This window comes from Phocaeicola faecalis (assembly GCF_021730445.1).
GTDB lineage: Bacteria > Bacteroidota > Bacteroidia > Bacteroidales > Bacteroidaceae > Phocaeicola > Phocaeicola faecalis.
The window spans coordinates 40,036-61,843 of sequence record NZ_JADNRM010000003.1; the positions used below are offsets into that span (position 1 = coordinate 40,036).

Consider the following 21,808-nt stretch of genomic DNA (forward strand, 5'->3'; position numbering starts at 1 on the left):
TATCTAATAAGATGCAAATCTACACAATTCAATGGATTTATCTAAGCGTTTACAGTTTTTTAAACGGAGATTTTATACTTTTGCAAACATATAAACCCCGAATTATGAACTGGAAACAATTAATATCAAATAAACGCTTTGGGCTGGAAGAGCTGCACGAAGCACGGAAAGACGACCGCTCCGAGTTTCAACGTGACTACGACCGACTGATTTTCTCCGCTCCTTTCCGTCGTTTGCAAAACAAGACGCAGGTATTTCCATTACCCGGAAGCATATTCGTACACAACCGACTGACACACAGTCTGGAAGTGTCGTGCGTAGGACGCTCTTTGGGGAATGATGTAGCCAGCCGGTTATTGAAGAAACATCCCGAACTGGCAGATTCACATCTATCAGAAATAGGTTCCATTGTATCGGCCGCTTGTCTGGCACACGACTTAGGCAATCCGCCTTTCGGACATTCGGGAGAAAAAGCTATCTCGACCTATTTTTCAGAAGGGAAAGGAATAGCATTAAAAGAAGAGCTTTCATCGATGGAATGGGATGACCTAATACATTTTGAAGGAAACGCGAACGCTTTCCGGTTATTAACCCATCAATTTGAAGGAAGGCGGAAAGGCGGCTTTGTGATGACCTATTCAACCCTTGCTTCCATCGTAAAATATCCTTTTTCTTCGCGTTTGGCAGGAAAGAAATCAAAGTTCGGTTTCTTCCTGAGCGAAGAGGCCGACTTTCAGAAAATAGCAACCGAATTGGGCATCATCCAAGTAAGCAAAGAAGGAGAACCATTGAAATACGCCCGCCATCCGCTGGTTTATCTGGTAGAAGCTGCAGATGACATCTGCTATCAAATGATGGATATAGAAGACGCTCACAAACTAAAGCTACTGACTCATGCCGAGACGAAGGAATTATATAGTTTGTTCTTTGATGACAAAAGGAAGCAGCGAATAGAAGAGGTTTGCCAAATCGTAACAGACGTTAATGAACAGATTGCATATCTTCGTTCTTCAGTTATCGGAGCATTGATAAAAGAATGCACCCGAGTCTTCATCGAGCATGAAGAAGACATCCTCGCGGGAGAGTTTGAGGGGGCACTCATCAAGCATATCGATTCTCCTTTAAAGGAGGCATACCAGCATTGTTCGGAGATTGCTTTTCATAAAATCTATCGTTCCAGCGACGTACTGGATATAGAACTTGCCGGTTTCAGGGTAATCAGCACGCTAATCGATTTGATGATTAATGCAGTCCGTACGCCCGAAAAGGCTTATTCACAACTGCTAATCAACCGTATGTCAAGCCAATACAATGTGAATGCCCCAACTCTGTACGAAAAGATACAGGCTGTACTCGATTATATATCCGGAATGACCGACGTGTACGCGCTCGACCTTTATCGCAAAATAAAAGGCAACAGTCTGCCTGCTGTATAAGCTCCTATTGTATTTGCTTAACCACGGTGGTGGTTAAGCCTGCTCACGAGCGTGGTTAGACTTAGTCACGACTGTGGTTAAAGTTAACCACGGCCGTGGTTAATGAATATTTTACGCTCATCAATAAAAGAAGGAAAGAATGAGAGCGTGAAGGCATAAGCAGGTACAACTTACTATATCATCATGCTGTTTCTAAGTGATTTTAATGTATCGGAGAAGAATGACATCGGCTATCCCTAAAAAACATTCGGGCAAGTTTATACCTGCCCGAATATTTCAACCGCCTTCCGGCAATTGCTTGTCCAGCCTCACGGCCTCTTTCTATGTATATACAATTATTTAGCTAAAATAGGATGTGCTCCGGAAGTTATCTTCAATGACTCAGGATGCTGCTTCACAAAAGACTCAATATGGCGCACACGTTTGTCTTCCAATATTTCATTGACAGCAATCAAGATACCTGTCTCTTCCACATCACCAAATCCATAATTGATAGCTGTACCAAACATGCGCATTGTCGGAGACAAACTCATATATGCATTTACCAATGGAGGAATGTTATACCCCAACTTACGCACCTCAGTATTAAGCACCTTATAATCTTCCTTGAAAGATTCATAACAGAACAAGTTCTTCAGCAGTTCCGGGTCTGTTTCAATTTCCAACGATTTCATCGGAGTAATAAGTTTATCCTTATCGCCAAAATGCTTGTTGAGGAAGTAAAGAATCATATCACGTCCCTGACGGTGATAACTGGGATACATTGTCATCTTACCAAAGAAGTATTTCACATTCGGCTTGATAACCGTCAAAGCTCCCAAGCCATCCCATAAATTATCGAGAGCAAACAAGCCCTTTGAGCCGGCACGTGTCGACTGATACTCCAGTGTCACAAACGAACGTCCGAGTTCGACAGTATAAGGCAAGTATTCTTTCAAGAATGTTTCGGAGAAATTAAACATATGAGCTGTTGCCAAGAGCGGCTTGCCATGTTCGTCAAATTGAGCCTCATCGCCTAACAGATAACGATAACCGCCCAATATTTCTTCAGCTTCCGGATTCCATACCACCAACTGCTTATAGGGATTCTCCATAATGTCATATTCATCAATATCCATTGATTTCCCGGTACCTCCTCCCGCAGCACGGAAAGCAATCTCGCGCAAACGCCCGATTTCCTTCATTACATTGGGGGAATCCTGATGGGTTATGACATAAATCTCATTATGACTCTTATTAGTAAATCTAAGGCGCTTATCCTCTGTTAATTCCGCCTTTAGAATTTCTTTGTTAATTGGTGCAATAATCTCTTCCATATATATTTCTCTCTCCTTTGTCTGTTATAGTTTATAGACAACGTCCTTTACAAACTGCGCCCATTGTGCAGGAGTTTTAGACTTATCAAAAGTTTGCCAGGGGATGGGTTTACCAATGGTCAAGGTAAAAGTTTTATGCCGGTTCTTCAGCATTTCATCAGCCAGATAAAGCATAGCAATGTTAAACTTGATACCTACGAATTTACATAAGTTGGCCAGATTATAGAAAAAATCCGAGTTTCGTCCTTCAAAATGCAGAGGTACTACATCGCGTTGCGTCTCCACGCTCTTGGTTACGAACGTCTTTTTCCATTCCAAGTCTCTTATCACACCATTCTGACGACGCGAACATAGCCCGGCGGGAAACATAATGATATGATTATCAGAAGCGAAACCGGCTTCTACCATTTTAGGGAAATCTCTGGATTGGGAACCGGTTTTATTGATAGGAATACACAACGGTGCCAAGCCGTGCAGGTTCATCAACAAATCATTTACCAAGTAACGGACATTACCGTCATAATGCTTCCCAAGAATATATCCTAAAGCGACACCGTCTTGTCCTCCCAACGGATGATTACTCACAAAAGTACACTTACCCTCTTTAGGCAAGTTTTCCAAACCTTTAATTTCCACTTTAGCATCCAGGAACTCCATACACGCTTCCAGAAATTCAACTCCGACTTTATCTTTGGAGTCATGCAGAAAGACGTTCAACTCATCTTGATGCACAATACGCTTCAAGTATGAAGTAACAAAGCGAGGAATGTATTTGGATTTCTTCCCAGCTTTCGTCTTTAAAATCTTATCTATGTCAATTAAAAATATAGAGTCGTCAGCCATTTTACAAACGTCTTTTCATTGCAAAAGTAACTTATCTTTTTTTATATTGGCAATTTATGACAGAAAAATGAGCCCTTCTCTAAAAAAATTAAGAGTTTTTGTGTCTGAGACAATACAAAGCACACTGTTTTTGCGCAGTTTAAAAACGAATGTGCAATTATCCGGTTGCTTTCTCCACTTCCCGCACCAGCCTGATTCCAGCCCTTTTTATAAGAAAATTATTAAAATTAAAGTTCCTGTTTACCAAGTGCATAGCCCCTTCAACAACCTGTTGAAAACTTCTCGAAATATTTTCTTGGTTTTATTGTGGGGAATTGTGGGGAATTGTGTAATTTTACAACCTGAATAATATAATAAGGTGTAAAGATGAGATTTCTTGGCAATTCGGAAGCAAAAACAGATGCAAAAGGAAGGGTTTTCTTTCCGGCTGTATTCAGGAAGCAGTTGCAAACTGCGGCCGAAGAATGCCTGATTCTACGTAAAGACACCTATCAGGATTGCCTGGTTTTATACCCGGAAAGTGTATGGAACGAGCAAATGAACGAATTGCGCAGCAAGCTCAACCGCTGGAACTCCAAACATCAAATGGTATTCCGGCAATTCGTGTCGGACGTAGAAATCATCACACTGGACGGCAACGGACGTTTTCTCATCCCGAAAAGATATTTAAAACTGGCAGGCATTCAGCAAGAAGTCAGATTCATCGGGATGGATGACACAATCGAGATATGGGCAAAGGAAATTGCAGACAAGCCGTTCATGATGCCTGAAGATTTCGGCAAGGAGCTAGAAGAAATAATGGGAAACAACAATAATGAAGGATTAGAATGAGCGAAACAGAACAGACATATCACATACCGGTACTGCTGGACGAGAGTGTAAGCGGAATGAATATCCAGCCCGGAGGCATCTATGTAGATGTAACATTCGGTGGTGGCGGCCATTCCAAAGAGATACTGAATCGTTTGGACCATACAGGACGCTTGCTCAGTTTTGACCAGGACGAAGATGCGGAGAAGAATATCGTAAACGACCGGCGTTTCACATTTGTGCGCAGCAACTTCCGCTATTTACATAATTTCCTTCGTTATTATGGCGTAGAAGGTGTAGATGCCATTTTAGCAGACTTAGGTGTTTCTTCTCACCATTTTGATGATTCGGAACGCGGTTTCTCCTTCCGTTTTGAGGGGAAGCTGGATATGCGTATGAACAAACGTGCCGGCATGACAGCAGCCGATGTGGTAAACACCTACGACGAAGAACGCCTTGCCGACATTTTCTATCTTTATGGAGAATTGAAGAACAGCCGCAAGCTGGCATCCGTCCTCGTAAAAGCGCGTGCAGTCAAACAGATTGTCACCATCGGAGATTTTTTGGAAATCATTAAACCTTTATTCGGCCGTGAGCGCGAAAAGAAAGAACTGGCTAAAGTATTTCAAGCTCTACGCATTGAGGTCAATCAAGAGATGGAAGCCCTGAAGGAAATGCTTTATGCTGCTACCGAAGCTCTGAAGCCGGGCGGACGTTTAGTCGTTATTACCTATCATTCTCTGGAAGACCGAATGGTAAAGAACATCATGAAGACAGGCAATGTAGAGGGGAAGACGGAACAAGATTTCTTTGGAAATGTGCAAACACCATTCAAGCTGATAAACAGCAAAGTAATCGTTGCCGATAGCGAAGAAGTGGAACGCAACCCCCGCTCACGCAGTGCCAAATTGAGAATCGCAGAAAAAAGATAAACGAGATGGAAGAAGAACAAAAGCAAAATACACAACAGGCCAAGGAAGAGCATGCCGCTCCTTCTCCTAAACACATGTCTATTCGCAGCATATTAGGAGGAGATATTCTAGCTAACGATTTCTTTAAGAGACAAACCCGTTTGCTTATCCTTATTATGATATTAACGGTGTTGTACATCGACAACCGCTACAGCAGCCAACAGGAGCTGATTGAAATAGATAAGTTAAAGAAAGATTTAGTAGATATTAAATATGACGCCCTTACCCGTTCATCCGAATTAATGGAAAAGAGCCGTCAGTCACGTATCGAAGAGTATATTTCGACGGAAGAGAGCCATTTACAAACGGCTACCAACCGTCCTTACCTGATAAAAAAAGACTAAAATTATGATGCCGAATCAAAAAAGCATAATGACCCGCTATTCCTTCATCATTCTGGTGATGGTATTGATAGGTATTGCAATTATTTGCAAAGCCGGCGTCATCATGTTTGCCGAACGGCAATATTGGAAAGATGTAGCCGACCGTTTTGTGAAAGAGAACGTAACCGTCCGTCCAACCCGCGGAAATATCATATCTTCTGATGGACAGTTAATGGCAAGCAGTCTTCCGGAATACAAAATCTATATGGACTTCAAAGCCGGCGGTCACCTGAAGGACTCCTTACTTATGCTCTATATGGACTCCATCTGTGATGGCCTGCATCAGATTTTTCCGGATAAGAGCAAGGCGGAATTCAAATCTCACATATTAAAAGGTAGGAAGAAAGGAAGCCGCAATTATCTGCTTTATCCCAAACGGGTGTCTTACATACAATATAAGGAGGCTAAACGTCTGCCGGTCTTCAACTTAAACAAATACAAGGGCGGCTTTCACGAACAGGCATTCAACCAGCGCAAAAAACCATTCGGTTCATTAGCCATGCGTACATTAGGCGATATGTATCCCGACATTGAACAAGGTGCCAAGAATGGTTTGGAGCTTTCTTACGATTCTATATTGAAGGGACGCGAAGGTATTACCCACCGTCAAAAGGTGATGAACAAATACCTGAACATAGTAGACATACCACCTGTCGACGGATGTGATATCATTACGACAATCGATGTCGGTATGCAAGATATCGCAGAAAAAGCATTGGTCGATAAATTGAAAGAAATTAATGCAACCGTAGGTGTTGCCATTTTAATGGAAGTACAGACCGGAGAAATCAAGGCGATTGTGAATATGACCAAATGTGCGGATGGAGTATACAGAGAAATCCGCAATAATGCGGTCTCGGATATGATGGAACCCGGGTCTACTTTTAAAACGGCCTCTATCATGGTAGCTCTTGAAGATGGGAAAATAACCCCCGACCAAACTATTGATACCGGAAACGGCGTTTATAACATGCATGGTGCCCGCATGAAAGACCATAACTGGCATCGGGGAGGATATGGCGTAATCACCACTACGCAAACGTTAATGTACTCTTCCAACATCGGTGTGTCACGGTTAATAGACCAAAACTATCACGACCATCCTGAGAAGTATGTACAAGGTTTATATAAATTAGGTATAGCGTCTCCACTCCATTTGGATATTCCGGGAGCAGGCGACCCATTTATCCGCATGCCTAACAAGAATAACTGGTCACGGACGGCATTGGCATGGATGTCTATCGGATATGAGACACAGATTCCTCCCATCAGTACGGTAACGTTTTATAACGCTATAGCAAACAACGGTGTATTGGTCAAACCTAAATTTGTCAAGGCAATCGTGAAAGACGGACAAGTAGTAGAAGAAATTCCGACCGAGGTTCTTAACCCGGCTATCGCTTCTCCCAAAACAATTCAAGAGATACAAGTTATTCTTGAAAAGGTAGTTAGCGAGGGATTAGGCCGGCAAGCAGGTTCCAAACAGTTCCATGTATCCGGGAAAACAGGTACCGCTCAAGTATCTCAAGGAAGATCGGGATACACTAACGGAATGCGCCAGTATTTGGTCAGCTTCTGCGGTTATTTCCCTTCCGAAGCTCCCCGATACAGTTGTATCGTGGCCATTCAAAAGAATGGTTATCCGGCATCGGGAGGCGGTATGGCCGGTCCTGTATTCCGCAATATAGCCGAACGCGTGTTTGCCAAACATCTTGCCCAGGACTTACAAGGTGCGAAAGATTCAACTTCCATCTTAGTTCCTGACGTGAAACACGGAGACATAGGAGCAGCAAACTATGTATTAAATCAGATTGATGTAAGAACCACCGGTCTATCAAACAGCTATTCAATTGACAAGCCGGTCTGGGGAAACGTCACGACGAATCCAGAGAATGTAATGTTCAGTAAAAAAGAAATAAATAATAAACTGGTACCGAGCGTAATCGGCATGGGCGCTAAAGATGCTGTTTATCTATTGGAGAGTGTCGGCTTGAAAGCCCGTCTAAACGGAATGGGTAAAGTCAAGTCGCAGAGTATTCCGGCCGGCAATACTATACGCAAGGGACAAACCATACAATTACGATTAAATTAATATAGAAGAAAAAAAATGAAACTGGAAGAGATTATAAAAGGTATAACCGTAAGCGAAATCAGTGGCAATACCGCCAAAGATATTTCAGGAATCAATATGGACTCACGTCTTATTGAACCGGGACATGCGTTTGTAGCTGTAAAAGGTACGCAGACAGACGGACATGCTTATATCACAAAAGCAATAGAAAAAGGTGCTGTTGCAGTGGTATGCGAGACTCTTCCCGAAACATTGAACGAAAACATCACTTATATTAAGGTAAGCGATACAGAAGATATTGTCGGGAAACTGGCCACTGCCTTTTATGGTGACCCGACATCACAACTGGAATTGGTAGGTGTGACCGGAACAAATGGTAAAACCACCATTGCCACCTTATTATATAATATGTTCCGTAAATTCGGTTATAAGGTTGGCTTAATATCCACAGTTTGTAATTATATTGATGATGAGGCGATTCCTACAGACCATACCACTCCCGATCCCATTACATTAAACCAATTATTAGGCCGTATGGCAGACGAAGGTTGCAAGTATGTCTTCATGGAAGTCAGTTCACATTCTGTTGCCCAAAAGCGGATTGGAGGTTTAAAGTTTGCCGGGGCTATTTTCACCAATTTGACGCGCGATCATCTGGATTATCACAAAACGGTCGAGAATTATCTAAAAGCCAAGAAAGCATTCTTTGACGGCTTGTCGAAAAGCGCTTTTGCCCTAACCAATCTAGACGATAAAAACGGCTTGGTTATGACACAGAACACCAAAGCGAAAGTCAGCACCTATTCTCTTCGCAGCCTCAGTGACTTTAAGGGCAAAGTGCTTGAAGATGGATTTGAAGGAATGTTGCTGGACATTAATAATGTAGAGGTCAACGTACAATTCATCGGACGTTTCAACGCCTCCAATTTATTAGCCGTTTATGGTGCCGCCTGTCTGCTAGGAAAGAAACCTGAAGATGTTCTTCTTGCTTTAAGTACACTACACCCCGTCGCCGGGCGTTTTGATTCCTTGCGTTCTCCCAAAGGCTATACAGCCATCGTTGATTATGCACATACTCCCGATGCACTGGAAAATGTGTTGAATGCCATCCACGAAGTATTGAACGGAAAAGGGAAAGTGATTACAGTGGTAGGCGCAGGCGGTAACCGTGATAAGGGAAAGCGTCCTTTAATGGCCCAAGAAGCAGCAAAGCAAAGTGACAGGGTCATCATTACTTCAGATAATCCCCGTTTTGAAGAACCGCAGGATATCATTAATGATATGCTTGCAGGACTGGACAAAGACGATATGCGTAAAGTTATCAGCATAGCAGACCGAAAAGAAGCCATTCGCACGGCATGTATGCTTGCCCAAGCGAAAGACGTCGTGCTGGTTGCCGGAAAAGGGCATGAAAACTATCAGGAAATAAAAGGTGTAAAGCACCATTTTGATGATAAGGAGGTATTGAAAGATATATTTGCTAATGAATAAACCCACAAGAGATGCTATATTATTTATTTAAATTTTTAGAGCAGTGTGATTTTCCCGGAGCCAGAATGTTCGGCTATGTATCATTCCGTTCATTAATGGCTGTCATACTTTCGTTGTTGATATCCGCTATCTTCGGAGAATATTTCATCAACTTGCTGAAACGGAAACAGATTACAGAAACCCAGCGCGACGCCTCTATCGACCCTTTTAACGTAAAGAAGGTAGGCGTTCCTACGATGGGGGGGATTATTATTATTGTGGCTATCCTCATTCCATGTCTTTTATTGGGAAAACTGGATAACATTTATATGATATTGATGCTGATTACTACTGTTTGGCTAGGCACATTAGGATTCTTGGATGACTATATCAAAGTTTTCCGGAAAGATAAAGAAGGCTTGCATGGCAAATTTAAAATTATCGGCCAGGTTGGGTTAGGATTAATCGTAGGGTTAACTCTCTACCTAAGCCCCAATGTGGTTATCCGTGAGAATGTAGAAATACAGAAAGAAGGAGAAATAGTAGAAGTGATTCATAAGACCCATGATGAGAAATCCACCAAAACAACCATACCGTTCTTTAAGAACAACAACTTGGATTATGCTGATTTTGTAGGCTTTCTAGGCGAGCATGCTCAAACTGCCGGATGGATATTATTCGTTTTAGTAACCATTTTTGTTGTAACTGCCGTCTCGAATGGTGCCAACCTAAATGACGGCATGGATGGAATGGCAGCCGGTAACTCTGCTATCATAGGTTTGACGCTCGGCATTCTGGCCTATGTATCCAGCCACATCGAATATGCCGGATACCTTAATATAATGTATATTCCCGGTAGTGAAGAACTGGTTATATTTATATGTGCATTTATTGGTGCACTCATTGGTTTCCTTTGGTATAATGCATTCCCGGCACAAGTATTCATGGGCGATACGGGAAGTTTGACCATCGGTGGTATCATAGCGGTATTTGCAATCATTATTCACAAAGAATTGCTTATACCTATCCTCTGCGGAATCTTCTTGATAGAAAACTTATCGGTTATTCTTCAAGTGAGATATTTCAAGAGTGGAAAAAAGAAAGGACATGTGCAACGTATTTTCAAGCGTACACCTATCCATGACCATTTCCGCACTACATTAGCACAACTAGACCCTAATTGCAGCTATGTCTTTACAAAACCCGGCAGTGTATTTCATGAATCTAAAATCACAGTACGTTTCTGGATTGTCACTATCGTGCTGGCTGCAATTACGATTATTACATTAAAGATAAGATAAACGAAGATTGATTATGGCTAAGAGAATTGTCATATTAGGAGCCGGAGAAAGCGGTGCGGGAGCAGCAGTTCTGGCAAAGAAACAAGGTTTTGAGACATTTGTTTCAGACATGTCTATGATTAAGGACAAATACAAAGATATGCTAAACGAACGAGGCATTGCATGGGAAGAAGGAAAGCATACCGAAGAGCTGATACTAAACGCTGATGAAGTGATAAAAAGCCCCGGTATCCCTAATGATGCCCCAATGATTTTGAAATTGAAAGCACAAGGAACACCTGTTATCTCTGAGATAGAGTTTGCAGGACGTTATACGAACGCTAAAATGATTTGTATTACAGGCAGTAATGGCAAGACCACCACTACTTCCCTTATTTATCATATCTTCAAAAAAGCAGGACTGAATGTCGGTCTGGCTGGAAATATAGGGCAAAGTCTTGCTTTTCAAGTGGCTGAATGCAATTATGATTATTATGTAATTGAGCTGAGCAGCTTCCAATTGGATAATATGTATAAATTTCATGCCAACATTGCGGTGCTGATGAATATCACCCCGGACCATCTGGACCGTTATGACCATGAAATGCAAAATTATGTGGATGCAAAATTCCGCATCATACAAAATCAGACAGACGAAGATGCCTTTATCTTCTGGAATGACGATCCGATTATTCAGCGTGAACTCCATAAATATGGAATTCACGGACATTACTATCCTTTTGCCGAGCAAAAAGAAGACGGAGCAGCTGCCTATGTTGAGAAAGACAAGGTATGCTTCACCAGACCGATTGCCTTCAACATGGAACAAGAAGAGTTGGCCCTGACCGGCACTCATAATTTATTCAACTCCATGGCTGCCGGTATTTCCGCTAACTTGGCCGGCATCCGCAAAGAATGTATCCGCGAAGCCTTGGGAGACTTCAAAGGAGTGGAACACCGACTGGAAACAGTATGCCGCGTAAAAGGAGTGGACTATATCAATGACTCAAAAGCCACCAATGTAAACTCTTGCTGGTATGCATTGCAAAGCATGAAGACAAAAACAGTTCTGATTTTAGGCGGAAAAGATAAAGGCAATGATTACAATGAAATCGCCGATTTGGTAAAAGAGAAATGTGTAGGGCTCATTTATATGGGGTTACACAATGAAAAGCTGCATGAGTTCTTCGACTCATTCGGACTCCCCACAGCTGATGTTCAGAGTATGAAAGATGCTGTGGATGCAGCCTATCGCATGGCAAAGAAAGGTGAAACTGTATTGTTGAGCCCTTGTTGTGCCAGCTTCGACCTCTTCAAGAGTTACGAAGACCGTGGGGAGCAGTTTAAAGAATGCGTAAGGGCATTGTAAAAGAGGCAACCTGATTAATTTAGCCAACGTATAAACTGAAAATAAAATAGCATGGACCTGATAAAAGACTTATTCAAGGGCGACAAAGTAATCTGGATTATCTTCCTGTTTCTTTGTTTGATTTCCATTGTAGAGGTATTCAGCGCCGCCAGTACGCTTACTTACAAAAGTGGAGACCATTGGGGTCCCATCACTCAGCATAGTGTTATCCTAATGGTGGGTGCTTGCATTGTGGTATTGGTGCATAACATTCCCTGCAAGTGGTTTAGAGTTCTTCCCTTCTTCTTATTGCCTATATCTGCAGTTTTATTGGTATTCGTAATGGGAATGGGTATTATTACAGGTGACCGCGTGAACGGAGCAGCCCGATGGATGACTTTTTTCGGCATCCAGTTCCAACCGTCCGAGCTTGCTAAAATGGCTGTTATCATCGTCACAGCTTTCATTCTTTCCAAGTTTCAAGAAGAAGACAGTGCCAATCCGAAGGCATTCAAATATATTATGTGGATTACCGGTATCGTATTCATATTAATTGCTCCCGAGAACGGTTCAACAGCCATGTTACTTTTTGGAGTTGTTTTTCTGATGATGATTATCGGACGCGTACCATGGAAACAACTCCTCAAGCTGACTTCCATTGTAGGAGTCATTGCCGTCATATTTGTGGGAATGATTATGGTAACACCCGCAAAGCAATACCGTGACGTACCGATGATGCACCGTGTAGAGACATGGCAGAACCGTATTAAAGGATTCTTCGAAGATAAAGAAGCTGTTCCGGCTGCTAAATATGATATTGACAAGGATGCTCAAATCGCCCATGCCAATATCGCCATTGCCTCCAGCAATATCATTGGAAAAATGCCGGGCAACAGTGTCCAGCGAGATTTTCTTTCGCAGGCGTTCTCCGATTTTATTTTTGCTATTGTTATTGAAGAACTTGGGTTGTTGGGAGGCGGCTTTGTTGTCATTCTCTACATTTGGTTACTGATGCGTGCCGGGAAGATAGCCCGAAAGAGTGAAAAAGCTTTTCCTGCATTCCTTGTCATGGGCATTGCCATTTTGCTAGTCTCCCAGGCTATGTTGAATATGATGGTGGCAGTAGGTCTTTTCCCTGTCACGGGACAGCCATTGCCTCTTATCAGCAAAGGAGGTACATCCACTTTAATCAACTGCGCCTACATCGGCATGATTCTCAGTGTCAGCCGATATGTAGTAGAGAAAGAAGAACAAAAGAAACAGGAAGAAGAGACTGCTGCCGAAGTGAGGCTACAAGCAGCTACCCAGATTTTGCTGGAACATGCACGAGGTCTGGTAACAACCGAAGCAGCCGGTAAACTTGAGAACGAAGATATACTTTCGGAGGTGTCAGAACCAATTTCGGCAGACGAAACAGTAGCAACAGAAACTTCCGAAGACAATAAATCAGTCTAAGACTGAACATATTAGGAGTTTATTCATAACTTTGCATCAAAATAGAGCAAGAAATGGAAGAGAATTTAAGAATTATCATCAGCGGAGGAGGAACCGGCGGACATATTTTCCCTGCCGTATCCATTGCCAATGCCATAAAAGAACAACATCCCGAAGCGGAAATCCTGTTCGTAGGCGCCGAAGGCAGAATGGAGATGCATCGTGTTCCAGCTGCCGGTTATCCAATCAAAGGTTTACCCGTTGCCGGATTCGACCGCAAGAACTTGCTAAAAAATATATCCGTCCTTTACAAACTGGCAAAGAGCCAGTGGAAAGCGCGCAAAATTATTAAAGAGTTCCGTCCCCATGCAGCAGTCGGAGTCGGTGGATATGCCAGTGGCCCAACACTGAAGGTAGCCGGAATAATGGGAATCCCCACCCTGTTGCAAGAACAGAATTCTTATGCCGGAGTTACGAATAAGCTGTTGGCAAAAAAAGCCTGTAAGATATGTGTAGCCTATGACGGTATGGAGCGTTTCTTTGAAAAAGACAAAATCATACTGACCGGTAATCCTGTACGCCAAGGGTTGCTCAATCATGCTATCACTCGCGAAGAAGCCATTCGTTCTTTCGGACTTTCCTCGGAAAAAAAGGTCATTCTCATTCTAGGGGGAAGCCTCGGTGCACGTACCATCAACCATTGTGTGATGGAAGGACTTGAAAAGATACGCACATCGGGCGTGCAATTCATCTGGCAAACCGGTAAGATTTACATTGATGAAGCCCGCGCTGCCGTAGCTAAAGCGGGAGAACTGCCCATGCTTCATGTTACCGATTTCATTAGTGACATGGCATCGGCATACAGTGCTGCGGACTTGGTAATCAGCCGTGCCGGAGCCGGTTCCATCTCTGAATTCTGTCTATTGCAGAAACCGGTCATTCTGGTACCCTCTCCCAACGTAGCGGAAGACCATCAAACCAAAAACGCATTGGCATTAGTCAATAAAAACGCGGCGCTCTATATAAAAGATGCCGCTGCCAAAGAAGCTTTGTTGGATAAAGCGATTGAAACCGTCCAACATCCTGAATTGCTAAAGAGTTTAAGTACAAATATTGCAAAACTGGCCTTTACGGACTCTGCAAATGTCATTGCACGCGAAGTCTATGAATTGGCTGATGATTATAGAAAGAGAAATGAATGTTAATACGCTAAAATCAGTTTACTTTATCGGCGCCGGGGGCATCGGTATGAGTGCATTGGTACGTTACTTCTTGTCAAAAGGCAAGAATGTAGGTGGCTATGACCGTACTCCAAGTGAACTGACGGAAAAGTTGATAGAAGAAGGAGCAGCTATTCACTACGAAGATAGCACAGACCAAATACCCGCCTCATTCCGTGATGCGTCAAGCACTTTGGTTGTATATACTCCCGCTATCCCCGAAACACATAAAGAGTTTACCTATTTCCGTGAAAACGGATTCGAGATACAGAAACGCTCGCAAGTGCTCGGCATGTTGACCCATGCCGGAAAAGGTCTTTGTGTAGCCGGCACACATGGCAAGACGACCACTTCGACCATGACAGCCCACTTGCTGCATCAATCCCATGTCGGTTGCAACGCATTCCTGGGAGGTATTTCAAAAAATTACGGAACTAATCTACTGTTGTCCGATACCAGTGAATATATAGTTATCGAAGCCGATGAGTTTGACCGTTCTTTTCATTGGCTTTCACCTTATATATCAGTAGTCACTGCTACTGATGCCGACCATTTGGACATTTACGGCACCAAAGAAGCCTATTTGGAGAGTTTCCGGCACTATACTTCCTTGATTCGTCCGGGTGGGGCGCTGATTATGCGCAAAGGCATCGAACTGCAACCGGATTTGCAGGAAGGTGTAAAACTATATACCTATTCTAAAGAAGAAGGTGATTTCCATGCAGAGAATATCCGTATCGGAAACGGTGAAATATTCTTTGACTACATTTCGCCACTGGGTAATATTGACGATATCCAATTGGGAGTACCCATCGCCATTAACATTGAAAACGGAGTGGCAGCTATGGCATTGGCCCAGATGAGCGGTGTCACCAATGAAGAAATAAAAGAAGGAATGAGAACCTTCCATGGAGTAGACCGTCGTTTTGACTTTAAAATAAAGAATGACAAAGTGGTATTCCTGAGTGACTATGCCCACCATCCGTCTGAAATCCGTCAAAGCATTCTCTCCATGCGCGCCTTGTATCAGGACAAGAAGTTGACTGCAGTATTTCAGCCGCATCTCTATACCCGTACACGTGATTTCTACCAAGACTTTGCAGACAGCCTGTCATTGCTGGATGAAGTAATTTTGGTAGATATCTATCCGGCACGAGAGAAACCAATCCCCGGAGTGACCAGCAAATTGATTTATGACAATCTGCGCCCCGGCATCGAGAAATCTATGTGCCGAAAAGAAGAGATTCCAGAGGTACTGGGAAATAAAAATATAGAAGTATTAATCACTTTAGGTGCGGGAGACATTGAAAACTATGTTTCCCAAATCTGCGAAATACTGAACAAACAATGATTAAACGAATTTTCATACTCCTGTTCTTGTTACTGATAACAGCTTACCTTGTAGTAGCGGTTACAGTCTTCAATACCAAGCCTGCAGACCAGACTTGCAAGGGTATGGAATTGATTATCAATGACAGTATCGACCATGGCTTCATCACTAAAAAAGAAGTACTCCGCCTACTCAACAGCAAGAAGTTGTCTCCCGTGGGAAAGAAGATGGGAACAATCAACACCCGGCTTTTAGAAGATGAACTCAGCAAGCACCCATTGATTGAGAACGTGGAATGTTACCGTACTCCCGGTTGTAAAATCGGTATCGAAGTTACCCAGCGCCTGCCCTTATTAAGGGTAATGGCTGCCAACGGAGATAATTATTACATTGACAGCAAAGGAAAAGTGATGCCGATACCCAACAGTTCGGCCCATGTAGCTGTTGTTACTGGTAGTGTAAGCCGTGACTTTGCCACGAAAGAATTATATAAGTTAGGCATCTTTCTACAGAATCATCCTCTATGGGAAGCCCAGATTGAACAGATAAACGTCACTCCTGCCAAAGAACTGGAACTGGTTCCGCGTGTTGGAGAGCATATCATCTTCCTTGGGAAACCCGGCGATTATGAGGAAAAGTTTGAAAGACTGAAGATTTTTTATAAAAAAGGTCTGAACCAGGTGGGCTGGAACAAATACAGCCGCATCAGTTTGGAGTTTAGCAATCAGATTATTTGTACCAAAAAAGAGAAGTAAGATATGGCAGCAACAGATTTTATTGTAGCAATAGAGCTGGGGTCTTCAAAGATCACAGGCATTGCAGGAAAGAAGCATCCGGACGGAAGTATACAAGTACTGGCCCTTGCCAGCGAACCTTCGTCTGATTTCATCAGGAAAGGAGTTATTTATAATCTGGACAAGACCGCACAAAGCCTTACTTCGATTATCAAGAAACTGGAATCGACATTAAAGGCTTCTATCGGAAAGGTATATGTAGGCGTTGGCGGACAGTCGCTCCGCACTATCCGCAACACGGAAGTACGCCATTTGGAAGAAGAGACTAAAATATCACAAGAGTTAGTTGACTCGCTGATGGACAGCAACCGCGAAGTGCCCATCATCGACCAAGATATATTGGAGGTAGCCCCACAAGAATACAAGGTAGGCATTAACTTATTGGCTGATCCTGTCGGCGTTCCCAGTGACCATATTGAAGGCCGCTTCCTCAACATCATTGCCCGCAGCAGTGTAAAACAGAATATCGACAAGTGTTTCCGTCAAGCGGGAATAGAGATTGCAGATTATGTCATCTCACCGTTGGCACTTGCCAATGCGGTGCTGACGAACAGCGAAAGACGCTCCGGGTGTATGCTCATCGACTTTGGTGCAGATACAACTACTGTTTCGGTTTATAAAAACAATATCCTCCGCCATCTGGCAGTTATCCCTTTAGGCGGCAGCAATATTACCAAAGATATTTGCAGCCAGCAAATAGAAGAAGAGGATGCCGAAGAGTTGAAAGTCAAATACGGCAATGCCTATATTGATCCGTCACAAGACGAAGAAGAAACACCCAACTATGCCATTGACGGAAAGTGCAGTATCGAAGCTCATTTGCTGGAAGATATTGTTGAAGCACGTGTCAACGAAATATTGGCTAATGTATGGAATCAGATTGTACTCTCCGGCTACGATGACAAGTTGTTGGCAGGTGCCATTGTCACCGGTGGTGCAGCCAACTTGAAAAATATGGAAGAAGCTTTCAGCAAACGCACCAAACTGGAGAAAGTGAGAATGGCCAAAGACTGCCAACTGAGTCTTAAAGGAGGTATTGAATTAAAGAAAGACGGAACGGCCAACACCATCATCGCACTGTTGGCTGCCGGAAAAGAGAACTGTTACCGCCCTGAACACCCGAAAGAACCGGTACAACCCATTCAAACCGGGCTCTTTACTGAAGAAGGAGAAAGTGCAGAAGAAAAAAGAAGAAGACTGGCACAGGAAGCCGAAGAGAAACGCAGAAAGGAAGAAGCTGAAAAGCAACGCATTGCCGACTGTGAAAGCTTCATAAAGAAAGCCATCGAACTGAAGAATGCTGAAAAATATAAAGAAGCATTAGCTGCTTTGAGCAAAGCAGAAATGCTCGGTGTAGAAACCAAGAATGCTCAGATACGCGAACTGGAGAAAGACATCAAGCAATTGAAAAAAGGCAGCAGCCTTTGGTCAAAGCTGGGCAAGAAAATCACCACGCTCTCTGACGACCTGTTAAAAGAAGATTAAAAGAAACAAGTAAATTACATCACCTTATATAATATAGTAAGATTATGTCTGATGAAACTATAATGCCATTCGATTTCCCACAAGACAACCCGACCATCATTAAAGTAATCGGTGTGGGTGGTGGCGGCGGCAATGCCGTAAATCACATGTACAAAGAAGGTATTCACGATGTAACATTTGTAGTGTGCAACACAGACAATCAGGCATTGGCCGAATCGCCTGTGCCCGTCAAACTGCAACTGGGCAAAGAAGGACTGGGAGCCGGAAATCGTCCTGCACGTGCACGCGAAGCCGCTGAAGAAAGCATTGAAGACGTAAAAAATATGCTGAACGACGGCTGTAAAATGGTATTTATCACTGCCGGAATGGGGGGAGGAACCGGAACCGGTGCGGCACCTATCATTGCCAAGACAGCCAAAGATATGGATATCCTTACTGTAGGTATCGTCACTATACCCTTCTTGTTCGAAGGCAATCGCAAAATAGATCAGGCGCTGGACGGTGTAGAGCAAATGAGCCAGCACGTAGACGCTTTGTTGGTTATCAATAATGAACGCCTGCGCGACATTTACTCCGACTTCAGTGTCATGAATGCTTTCGGAAAAGCAGATGACACCCTTTCTGTAGCAGCAAAAAGTATTGCCGAGATTATCACTATCCGCGGTACTATCAACCTCGACTTCAATGACGTGAAAACAGTATTGAAAGACGGTGGTGTGGCCATAATGAGTACCGGATACGGTGAAGGAGAAAATCGTGTGAGCCAGGCTATCAATGATGCTCTTCACTCTCCGCTGCTGAACAACAATGATATTTTCAACTCAAAGAAGATTCTGTTTAACATCTCTTTCAGCACTAAGAGCGAGTTAATGATGGAAGAAATGAACGAAGTGCACGACTTCATGAGTAAGTTTGGCAAAGATGTGGAAACCAAATGGGGACTTTACATCGACGAATCGTTGGAAAGCAAAGTGAAATTCACTGTACTGGCAACCGGCTTCGGCATCAAAGATGTACCGGGTATGGACAATATGCTCAACAAACGTACCATCGAAGAACAAAAGAAGCTGGAAGAACAGGAAGAAGAAGAACAGCGCAAAGATGAACGCCGCGGAGACTACTACGGTCGCGACACTTTCAAGAATAGCAACAAGAAAAAACGCCACAACATCTATATCTTCAGTCTGGAAGACCTTGACAATGACGACATCATCAGTATGGTGGAAACAACCCCCACTTATCAACGAACCAAGACTGTGCTCGAAAGTATCCAATCCAAAGCCGTGGCCGAGGAAGAGGAAACATTCAGCAACAACGATACCGAAAACGGTGGCATAACAATAACATTTTAACAACTAAAATATAGAGAATATGGATTTATTTGACGTAATCAGCAACGATATCAAAGAGGCTATGAAGGCCAAGGACAAAGTGAAATTAGAAACTTTGCGCAATGTAAAGAAATTCTTCCTCGAAGCAAAGACCGCTCCGGGAGCCAATGATACACTGACCGATGACGCTGCTCTAAAAATTATGCAGAAATTGGTAAAACAAGGCAAGGACTCAGCTGCTATTTACACCGAACAAGGCCGTTCTGATTTGGCAGAAACCGAATTGGCTCAGGTAGCCGTCATCGAAGCCTATCTACCGAAACAGATGGGGGCTGAAGAATTGGAAGCTGCTTTGAAAACAATCATTGCAGAAGTAGGCGCAACCGGTCCACAGGATATGGGCAAAGTAATGGGCGTGGCTACCAAGCAACTGGCAGGCAAAGCAGAAGGTCGTGCCATTTCAGCTAAGGTAAAAGAACTGTTAGCATAAAGCCTTTAAACACCATTTAAAAAAGACGGAAGCGTTTGCCAAAAAGCTGCTGAAGTTTTTGAAAAAGGCAGGAGAGTTTTTCTGAAAAGACCTTGGTCTTGTGTAAGAAACGCTCTCCTGTCTTTTTTATTGCAACAACGTCTTTACAATAAGTTTAATTCATCATCCTGCTTCCACACCAAGCTATTGTAGCACTAATGGCCCCCCTGATATATGAAACGCAGTTTCCCGAGGCAGTCATTATTCTTGGGGATTTAACAAATCAAGAAGGTGTGTCAAAACCAACATGACCACTCTACAAAGTTACAGATTGTAACTAACAATTATAAAGGAGCCATATCAAACTCTGTTTTTAAGTAATGATATGGCTCTTTTCATCATTGATTTAGGGAGTCAAGTTTCAGATTAAAAATTGTCCTTTCATCAAATTACGTTTTGACACATCCTTTCCTCCGGTTTTCAACCCCCGCAGACACTTAGAACTCCCTACGTCGTTTCATTAGCCGGAATAAGCGTTTGCGTCCTTTCGATTAAGCCTTTCTGTCAGTCGGATTACTACAGTCTTCGGCAGTGGACTGTACAGTCCATTACGGCAGACTGTACAGTCCGTTACGGTAGACCGTACAGTCCGTTGCTGTAGACTGTAGTAATCTTCCGTTCAAAAAGCTTTAGCTGACCCTAAGAAACAGCTTACTCTTCCTTTGTCGATGACATGACATATAAATCACTAAGAATACTGACTGCCCCGCTTTCCTTTACTTCGTATTTGAATCCGCAGAAAAATATCGGTTTTCAGGCAAAGAGCTCTTTCAATACATCCAATGATTTAAGCAAAGGGAAATCAGGCAAATGCAGGCGATAATAATCATTGATAATGGTAAGACAACGGTTGCGCTCCGCACGACTCATGGCAAAAAGGTGCATCGTCTCATAATTCATCCGCATCAGAATATTAATATGAGAAGCCTCATCCGGCTTCAGAAACGCCCCATGCGAAGGCTGTATGGGAGTGAAACAAGCATTGAGCAAATCAAAAAAACATCCCTCATCATAATCTTCCGTATTAGGATAAAGACCTAGAAAGCGGGAAAAGCGCATCAAAAACACCAAATGAAAATTGGCAAACCCACGCTCACACTCATCCAACCAACGAATGGAATGCTCCAAATAAGCAAAAAGCGGTCTGTTCTCTGCCTCCTCACGCAATGACCGATAAAGAAACTCTGCAAGAAACATAGCTATGGCCGACTTATATGGGTCATAAGGCAAGGTACGAAACGGATACCATGATTTAGCCTCCTTAACAGGATAGAGGCTGCCATTCGGACGATAGTCCGCCTCAAACTCCACCATAGCAAGGGGTTGAAAAAGCACCGACTTCACCGCCGACTTGCGCGAGCGGGGAATTTTCACCAGAAACGAAGCCCGTCCCGTGTGCTGCGTATAGATATCGACAATATTCGAAGTATCATTATACTTTAGACTATGAAGTACGATTCCGACTGTTTTTTGCAACATATTCTTCCATTATTAAGCCTCTACCACGTACAAAAGTAGTCAATTTCGAGGAAAATGAGCAGAAAACTAAAAAAAATCACTCGAATGTTTTGGAGATTTAAAAATAGTTCCTACCTTTGCAACCGCAAAAGAGAAAAACACTCTCTGATGCAAAAGCCAAGCTAAGGCTGGCAAGTTAAAGGCCTGGCCCCTTCGTCTATCGGTTAGGACGCAAGATTTTCATTCTTGAAAGGGGGGTTCGATTCCCCCAGGGGCTACAAATAAAAATAATAAAAGAA

18 protein-coding genes and 1 tRNA gene are annotated in these 21,808 nt (G+C 43.1%); 16 read left to right on the forward strand and 3 right to left on the reverse strand.

Annotated elements, in window-relative coordinates; translation table 11 throughout:
• Window positions 1-104: 104 nt before the first annotated feature.
• Window positions 105-1,436: a deoxyguanosinetriphosphate triphosphohydrolase gene (locus IR173_RS05515; protein WP_237038673.1), complete on the forward strand. Its 1,332-nt coding sequence runs from the start codon at window positions 105-107 to the stop codon at window positions 1,434-1,436.
• Between the two features lie 335 nt (window positions 1,437-1,771).
• Here IR173_RS05515 and IR173_RS05520 read toward each other — a convergent pair whose 3' ends face one another.
• Both IR173_RS05520 and IR173_RS05525 read right to left on the reverse strand, forming a co-directional pair.
• The gene (locus tag IR173_RS05520) at window positions 1,772-2,752 is read right to left on the reverse strand and encodes a GNAT family N-acetyltransferase (RefSeq protein ID WP_237038674.1); all 981 of its coding nucleotides are present in this window, start codon (window positions 2,750-2,752) and stop codon (window positions 1,772-1,774) included.
• Window positions 2,753-2,776: 24 nt separating this feature from the next.
• Window positions 2,777-3,595 carry a 1-acyl-sn-glycerol-3-phosphate acyltransferase gene (locus IR173_RS05525; RefSeq protein WP_237038675.1) on the reverse strand — a complete coding sequence of 273 codons (819 nt, stop codon included), beginning with the start codon at window positions 3,593-3,595 and terminating at the stop codon, window positions 2,777-2,779.
• Between the two features lie 366 nt (window positions 3,596-3,961).
• Here IR173_RS05525 and mraZ point away from each other — a divergent pair, with 366 nt between their 5' ends.
• Genes mraZ through IR173_RS05595 form a run of 14 tightly spaced genes read left to right on the forward strand, consistent with a single transcriptional unit; the run spans window position 3,962 to window position 20,012 of the window.
• Entirely contained in the window at window positions 3,962-4,426 is a 465-nt protein-coding gene (mraZ, locus tag IR173_RS05530; protein WP_237038676.1) for a division/cell wall cluster transcriptional repressor MraZ, read from the forward strand.
• Window positions 4,423-5,337, forward strand: a complete 915-nt coding sequence (gene rsmH / locus IR173_RS05535) for a 16S rRNA (cytosine(1402)-N(4))-methyltransferase RsmH (protein ID WP_237038677.1) — start codon at window positions 4,423-4,425, stop codon at window positions 5,335-5,337. The genes mraZ and rsmH overlap by 4 nt, the downstream gene beginning before the upstream one ends.
• A 5-nt stretch (window positions 5,338-5,342) precedes the next feature.
• Entirely contained in the window at window positions 5,343-5,720 is a 378-nt protein-coding gene (locus IR173_RS05540; protein WP_237038678.1) for an FtsL-like putative cell division protein, read from the forward strand.
• A 4-nt stretch (window positions 5,721-5,724) separates the two neighbouring features.
• Window positions 5,725-7,851, forward strand: coding sequence for a penicillin-binding protein (locus tag IR173_RS05545; RefSeq protein ID WP_237038679.1), 2,127 nt, complete (start codon window positions 5,725-5,727; stop codon window positions 7,849-7,851).
• A 15-nt stretch (window positions 7,852-7,866) separates the two neighbouring features.
• Window positions 7,867-9,321, forward strand: a complete 1,455-nt coding sequence (locus tag IR173_RS05550) for a UDP-N-acetylmuramoyl-L-alanyl-D-glutamate--2,6-diaminopimelate ligase (protein WP_237038680.1) — start codon at window positions 7,867-7,869, stop codon at window positions 9,319-9,321.
• 11 nt (window positions 9,322-9,332) lie between these two features.
• A complete protein-coding gene (gene mraY, locus IR173_RS05555; protein ID WP_237038681.1) occupies window positions 9,333-10,601 on the forward strand; it encodes a phospho-N-acetylmuramoyl-pentapeptide-transferase in 1,269 nt (422 codons plus the stop codon).
• Between the two features lie 13 nt (window positions 10,602-10,614).
• Window positions 10,615-11,949, forward strand: a complete 1,335-nt coding sequence (gene murD / locus IR173_RS05560; protein WP_237038682.1) for a UDP-N-acetylmuramoyl-L-alanine--D-glutamate ligase — start codon at window positions 10,615-10,617, stop codon at window positions 11,947-11,949.
• Window positions 11,950-12,000: 51 nt separating this feature from the next.
• A complete protein-coding gene (locus tag IR173_RS05565; RefSeq protein ID WP_237038683.1) occupies window positions 12,001-13,383 on the forward strand; it encodes an FtsW/RodA/SpoVE family cell cycle protein in 1,383 nt (460 codons plus the stop codon).
• 53 nt (window positions 13,384-13,436) lie between these two features.
• Window positions 13,437-14,567: an undecaprenyldiphospho-muramoylpentapeptide beta-N-acetylglucosaminyltransferase gene (gene murG / locus IR173_RS05570; RefSeq protein ID WP_237038684.1), complete on the forward strand. Its 1,131-nt coding sequence runs from the start codon at window positions 13,437-13,439 to the stop codon at window positions 14,565-14,567.
• Window positions 14,557-15,933, forward strand: a complete 1,377-nt coding sequence (gene murC, locus IR173_RS05575; protein ID WP_237038834.1) for a UDP-N-acetylmuramate--L-alanine ligase — start codon at window positions 14,557-14,559, stop codon at window positions 15,931-15,933. The genes murG and murC overlap by 11 nt, the downstream gene beginning before the upstream one ends.
• Window positions 15,930-16,667, forward strand: a complete 738-nt coding sequence (locus IR173_RS05580; protein ID WP_237038685.1) for a cell division protein FtsQ/DivIB — start codon at window positions 15,930-15,932, stop codon at window positions 16,665-16,667. Before murC ends, IR173_RS05580 begins: the two co-directional genes overlap by 4 nt.
• Before the next feature lie 3 nt (window positions 16,668-16,670).
• On the forward strand, window positions 16,671-18,191 hold the full coding sequence (gene ftsA, locus IR173_RS05585; RefSeq protein WP_237038686.1) for a cell division protein FtsA: 1,521 nt from the start codon (window positions 16,671-16,673) through the stop codon (window positions 18,189-18,191).
• A gap of 44 nt (window positions 18,192-18,235) precedes the next feature.
• Window positions 18,236-19,543, forward strand: a complete 1,308-nt coding sequence (gene ftsZ, locus IR173_RS05590; RefSeq protein ID WP_237038687.1) for a cell division protein FtsZ — start codon at window positions 18,236-18,238, stop codon at window positions 19,541-19,543.
• Between the two features lie 19 nt (window positions 19,544-19,562).
• Window positions 19,563-20,012, forward strand: a complete 450-nt coding sequence (locus IR173_RS05595; protein WP_237038688.1) for a GatB/YqeY domain-containing protein — start codon at window positions 19,563-19,565, stop codon at window positions 20,010-20,012.
• Between the two features lie 792 nt (window positions 20,013-20,804).
• On the opposite strand, the gene recO is transcribed toward IR173_RS05595, so the two are convergent.
• Window positions 20,805-21,530 carry a DNA repair protein RecO gene (gene recO / locus IR173_RS05600; RefSeq protein ID WP_237038689.1) on the reverse strand — a complete coding sequence of 242 codons (726 nt, stop codon included), beginning with the start codon at window positions 21,528-21,530 and terminating at the stop codon, window positions 20,805-20,807.
• 185 nt (window positions 21,531-21,715) lie between these two features.
• Here recO and IR173_RS05605 point away from each other — a divergent pair.
• Window positions 21,716-21,787, forward strand: a tRNA-Glu gene (locus IR173_RS05605).
• Window positions 21,788-21,808 lie beyond the last annotated feature (21 nt).

What these genes read in the sequence shown, in the direction of transcription:
- IR173_RS05515 (WP_237038673.1), top strand. Translation starts at nt 105, where the DNA reads ATGAACTGGAAACAATTAATATCAAATAAACGCTTTGGGCTGGAAGAG.
- IR173_RS05520 (WP_237038674.1), bottom strand. Translation starts at nt 2,752, where the DNA reads ATGGAAGAGATTATTGCACCAATTAACAAAGAAATTCTAAAGGCGGAA.
- IR173_RS05525 (WP_237038675.1), bottom strand. Translation starts at nt 3,595, where the DNA reads ATGGCTGACGACTCTATATTTTTAATTGACATAGATAAGATTTTAAAG.
- mraZ (WP_237038676.1), top strand. Translation starts at nt 3,962, where the DNA reads ATGAGATTTCTTGGCAATTCGGAAGCAAAAACAGATGCAAAAGGAAGG.
- rsmH (WP_237038677.1), top strand. Translation starts at nt 4,423, where the DNA reads ATGAGCGAAACAGAACAGACATATCACATACCGGTACTGCTGGACGAG.
- IR173_RS05540 (WP_237038678.1), top strand. Translation starts at nt 5,343, where the DNA reads ATGGAAGAAGAACAAAAGCAAAATACACAACAGGCCAAGGAAGAGCAT.
- IR173_RS05545 (WP_237038679.1), top strand. Translation starts at nt 5,725, where the DNA reads ATGATGCCGAATCAAAAAAGCATAATGACCCGCTATTCCTTCATCATT.
- IR173_RS05550 (WP_237038680.1), top strand. Translation starts at nt 7,867, where the DNA reads ATGAAACTGGAAGAGATTATAAAAGGTATAACCGTAAGCGAAATCAGT.
- mraY (WP_237038681.1), top strand. Translation starts at nt 9,333, where the DNA reads ATGCTATATTATTTATTTAAATTTTTAGAGCAGTGTGATTTTCCCGGA.
- murD (WP_237038682.1), top strand. Translation starts at nt 10,615, where the DNA reads ATGGCTAAGAGAATTGTCATATTAGGAGCCGGAGAAAGCGGTGCGGGA.
- IR173_RS05565 (WP_237038683.1), top strand. Translation starts at nt 12,001, where the DNA reads ATGGACCTGATAAAAGACTTATTCAAGGGCGACAAAGTAATCTGGATT.
- murG (WP_237038684.1), top strand. Translation starts at nt 13,437, where the DNA reads ATGGAAGAGAATTTAAGAATTATCATCAGCGGAGGAGGAACCGGCGGA.
- murC (WP_237038834.1), top strand. Translation starts at nt 14,557, where the DNA reads ATGAATGTTAATACGCTAAAATCAGTTTACTTTATCGGCGCCGGGGGC.
- IR173_RS05580 (WP_237038685.1), top strand. Translation starts at nt 15,930, where the DNA reads ATGATTAAACGAATTTTCATACTCCTGTTCTTGTTACTGATAACAGCT.
- ftsA (WP_237038686.1), top strand. Translation starts at nt 16,671, where the DNA reads ATGGCAGCAACAGATTTTATTGTAGCAATAGAGCTGGGGTCTTCAAAG.
- ftsZ (WP_237038687.1), top strand. Translation starts at nt 18,236, where the DNA reads ATGTCTGATGAAACTATAATGCCATTCGATTTCCCACAAGACAACCCG.
- IR173_RS05595 (WP_237038688.1), top strand. Translation starts at nt 19,563, where the DNA reads ATGGATTTATTTGACGTAATCAGCAACGATATCAAAGAGGCTATGAAG.
- recO (WP_237038689.1), bottom strand. Translation starts at nt 21,530, where the DNA reads ATGTTGCAAAAAACAGTCGGAATCGTACTTCATAGTCTAAAGTATAAT.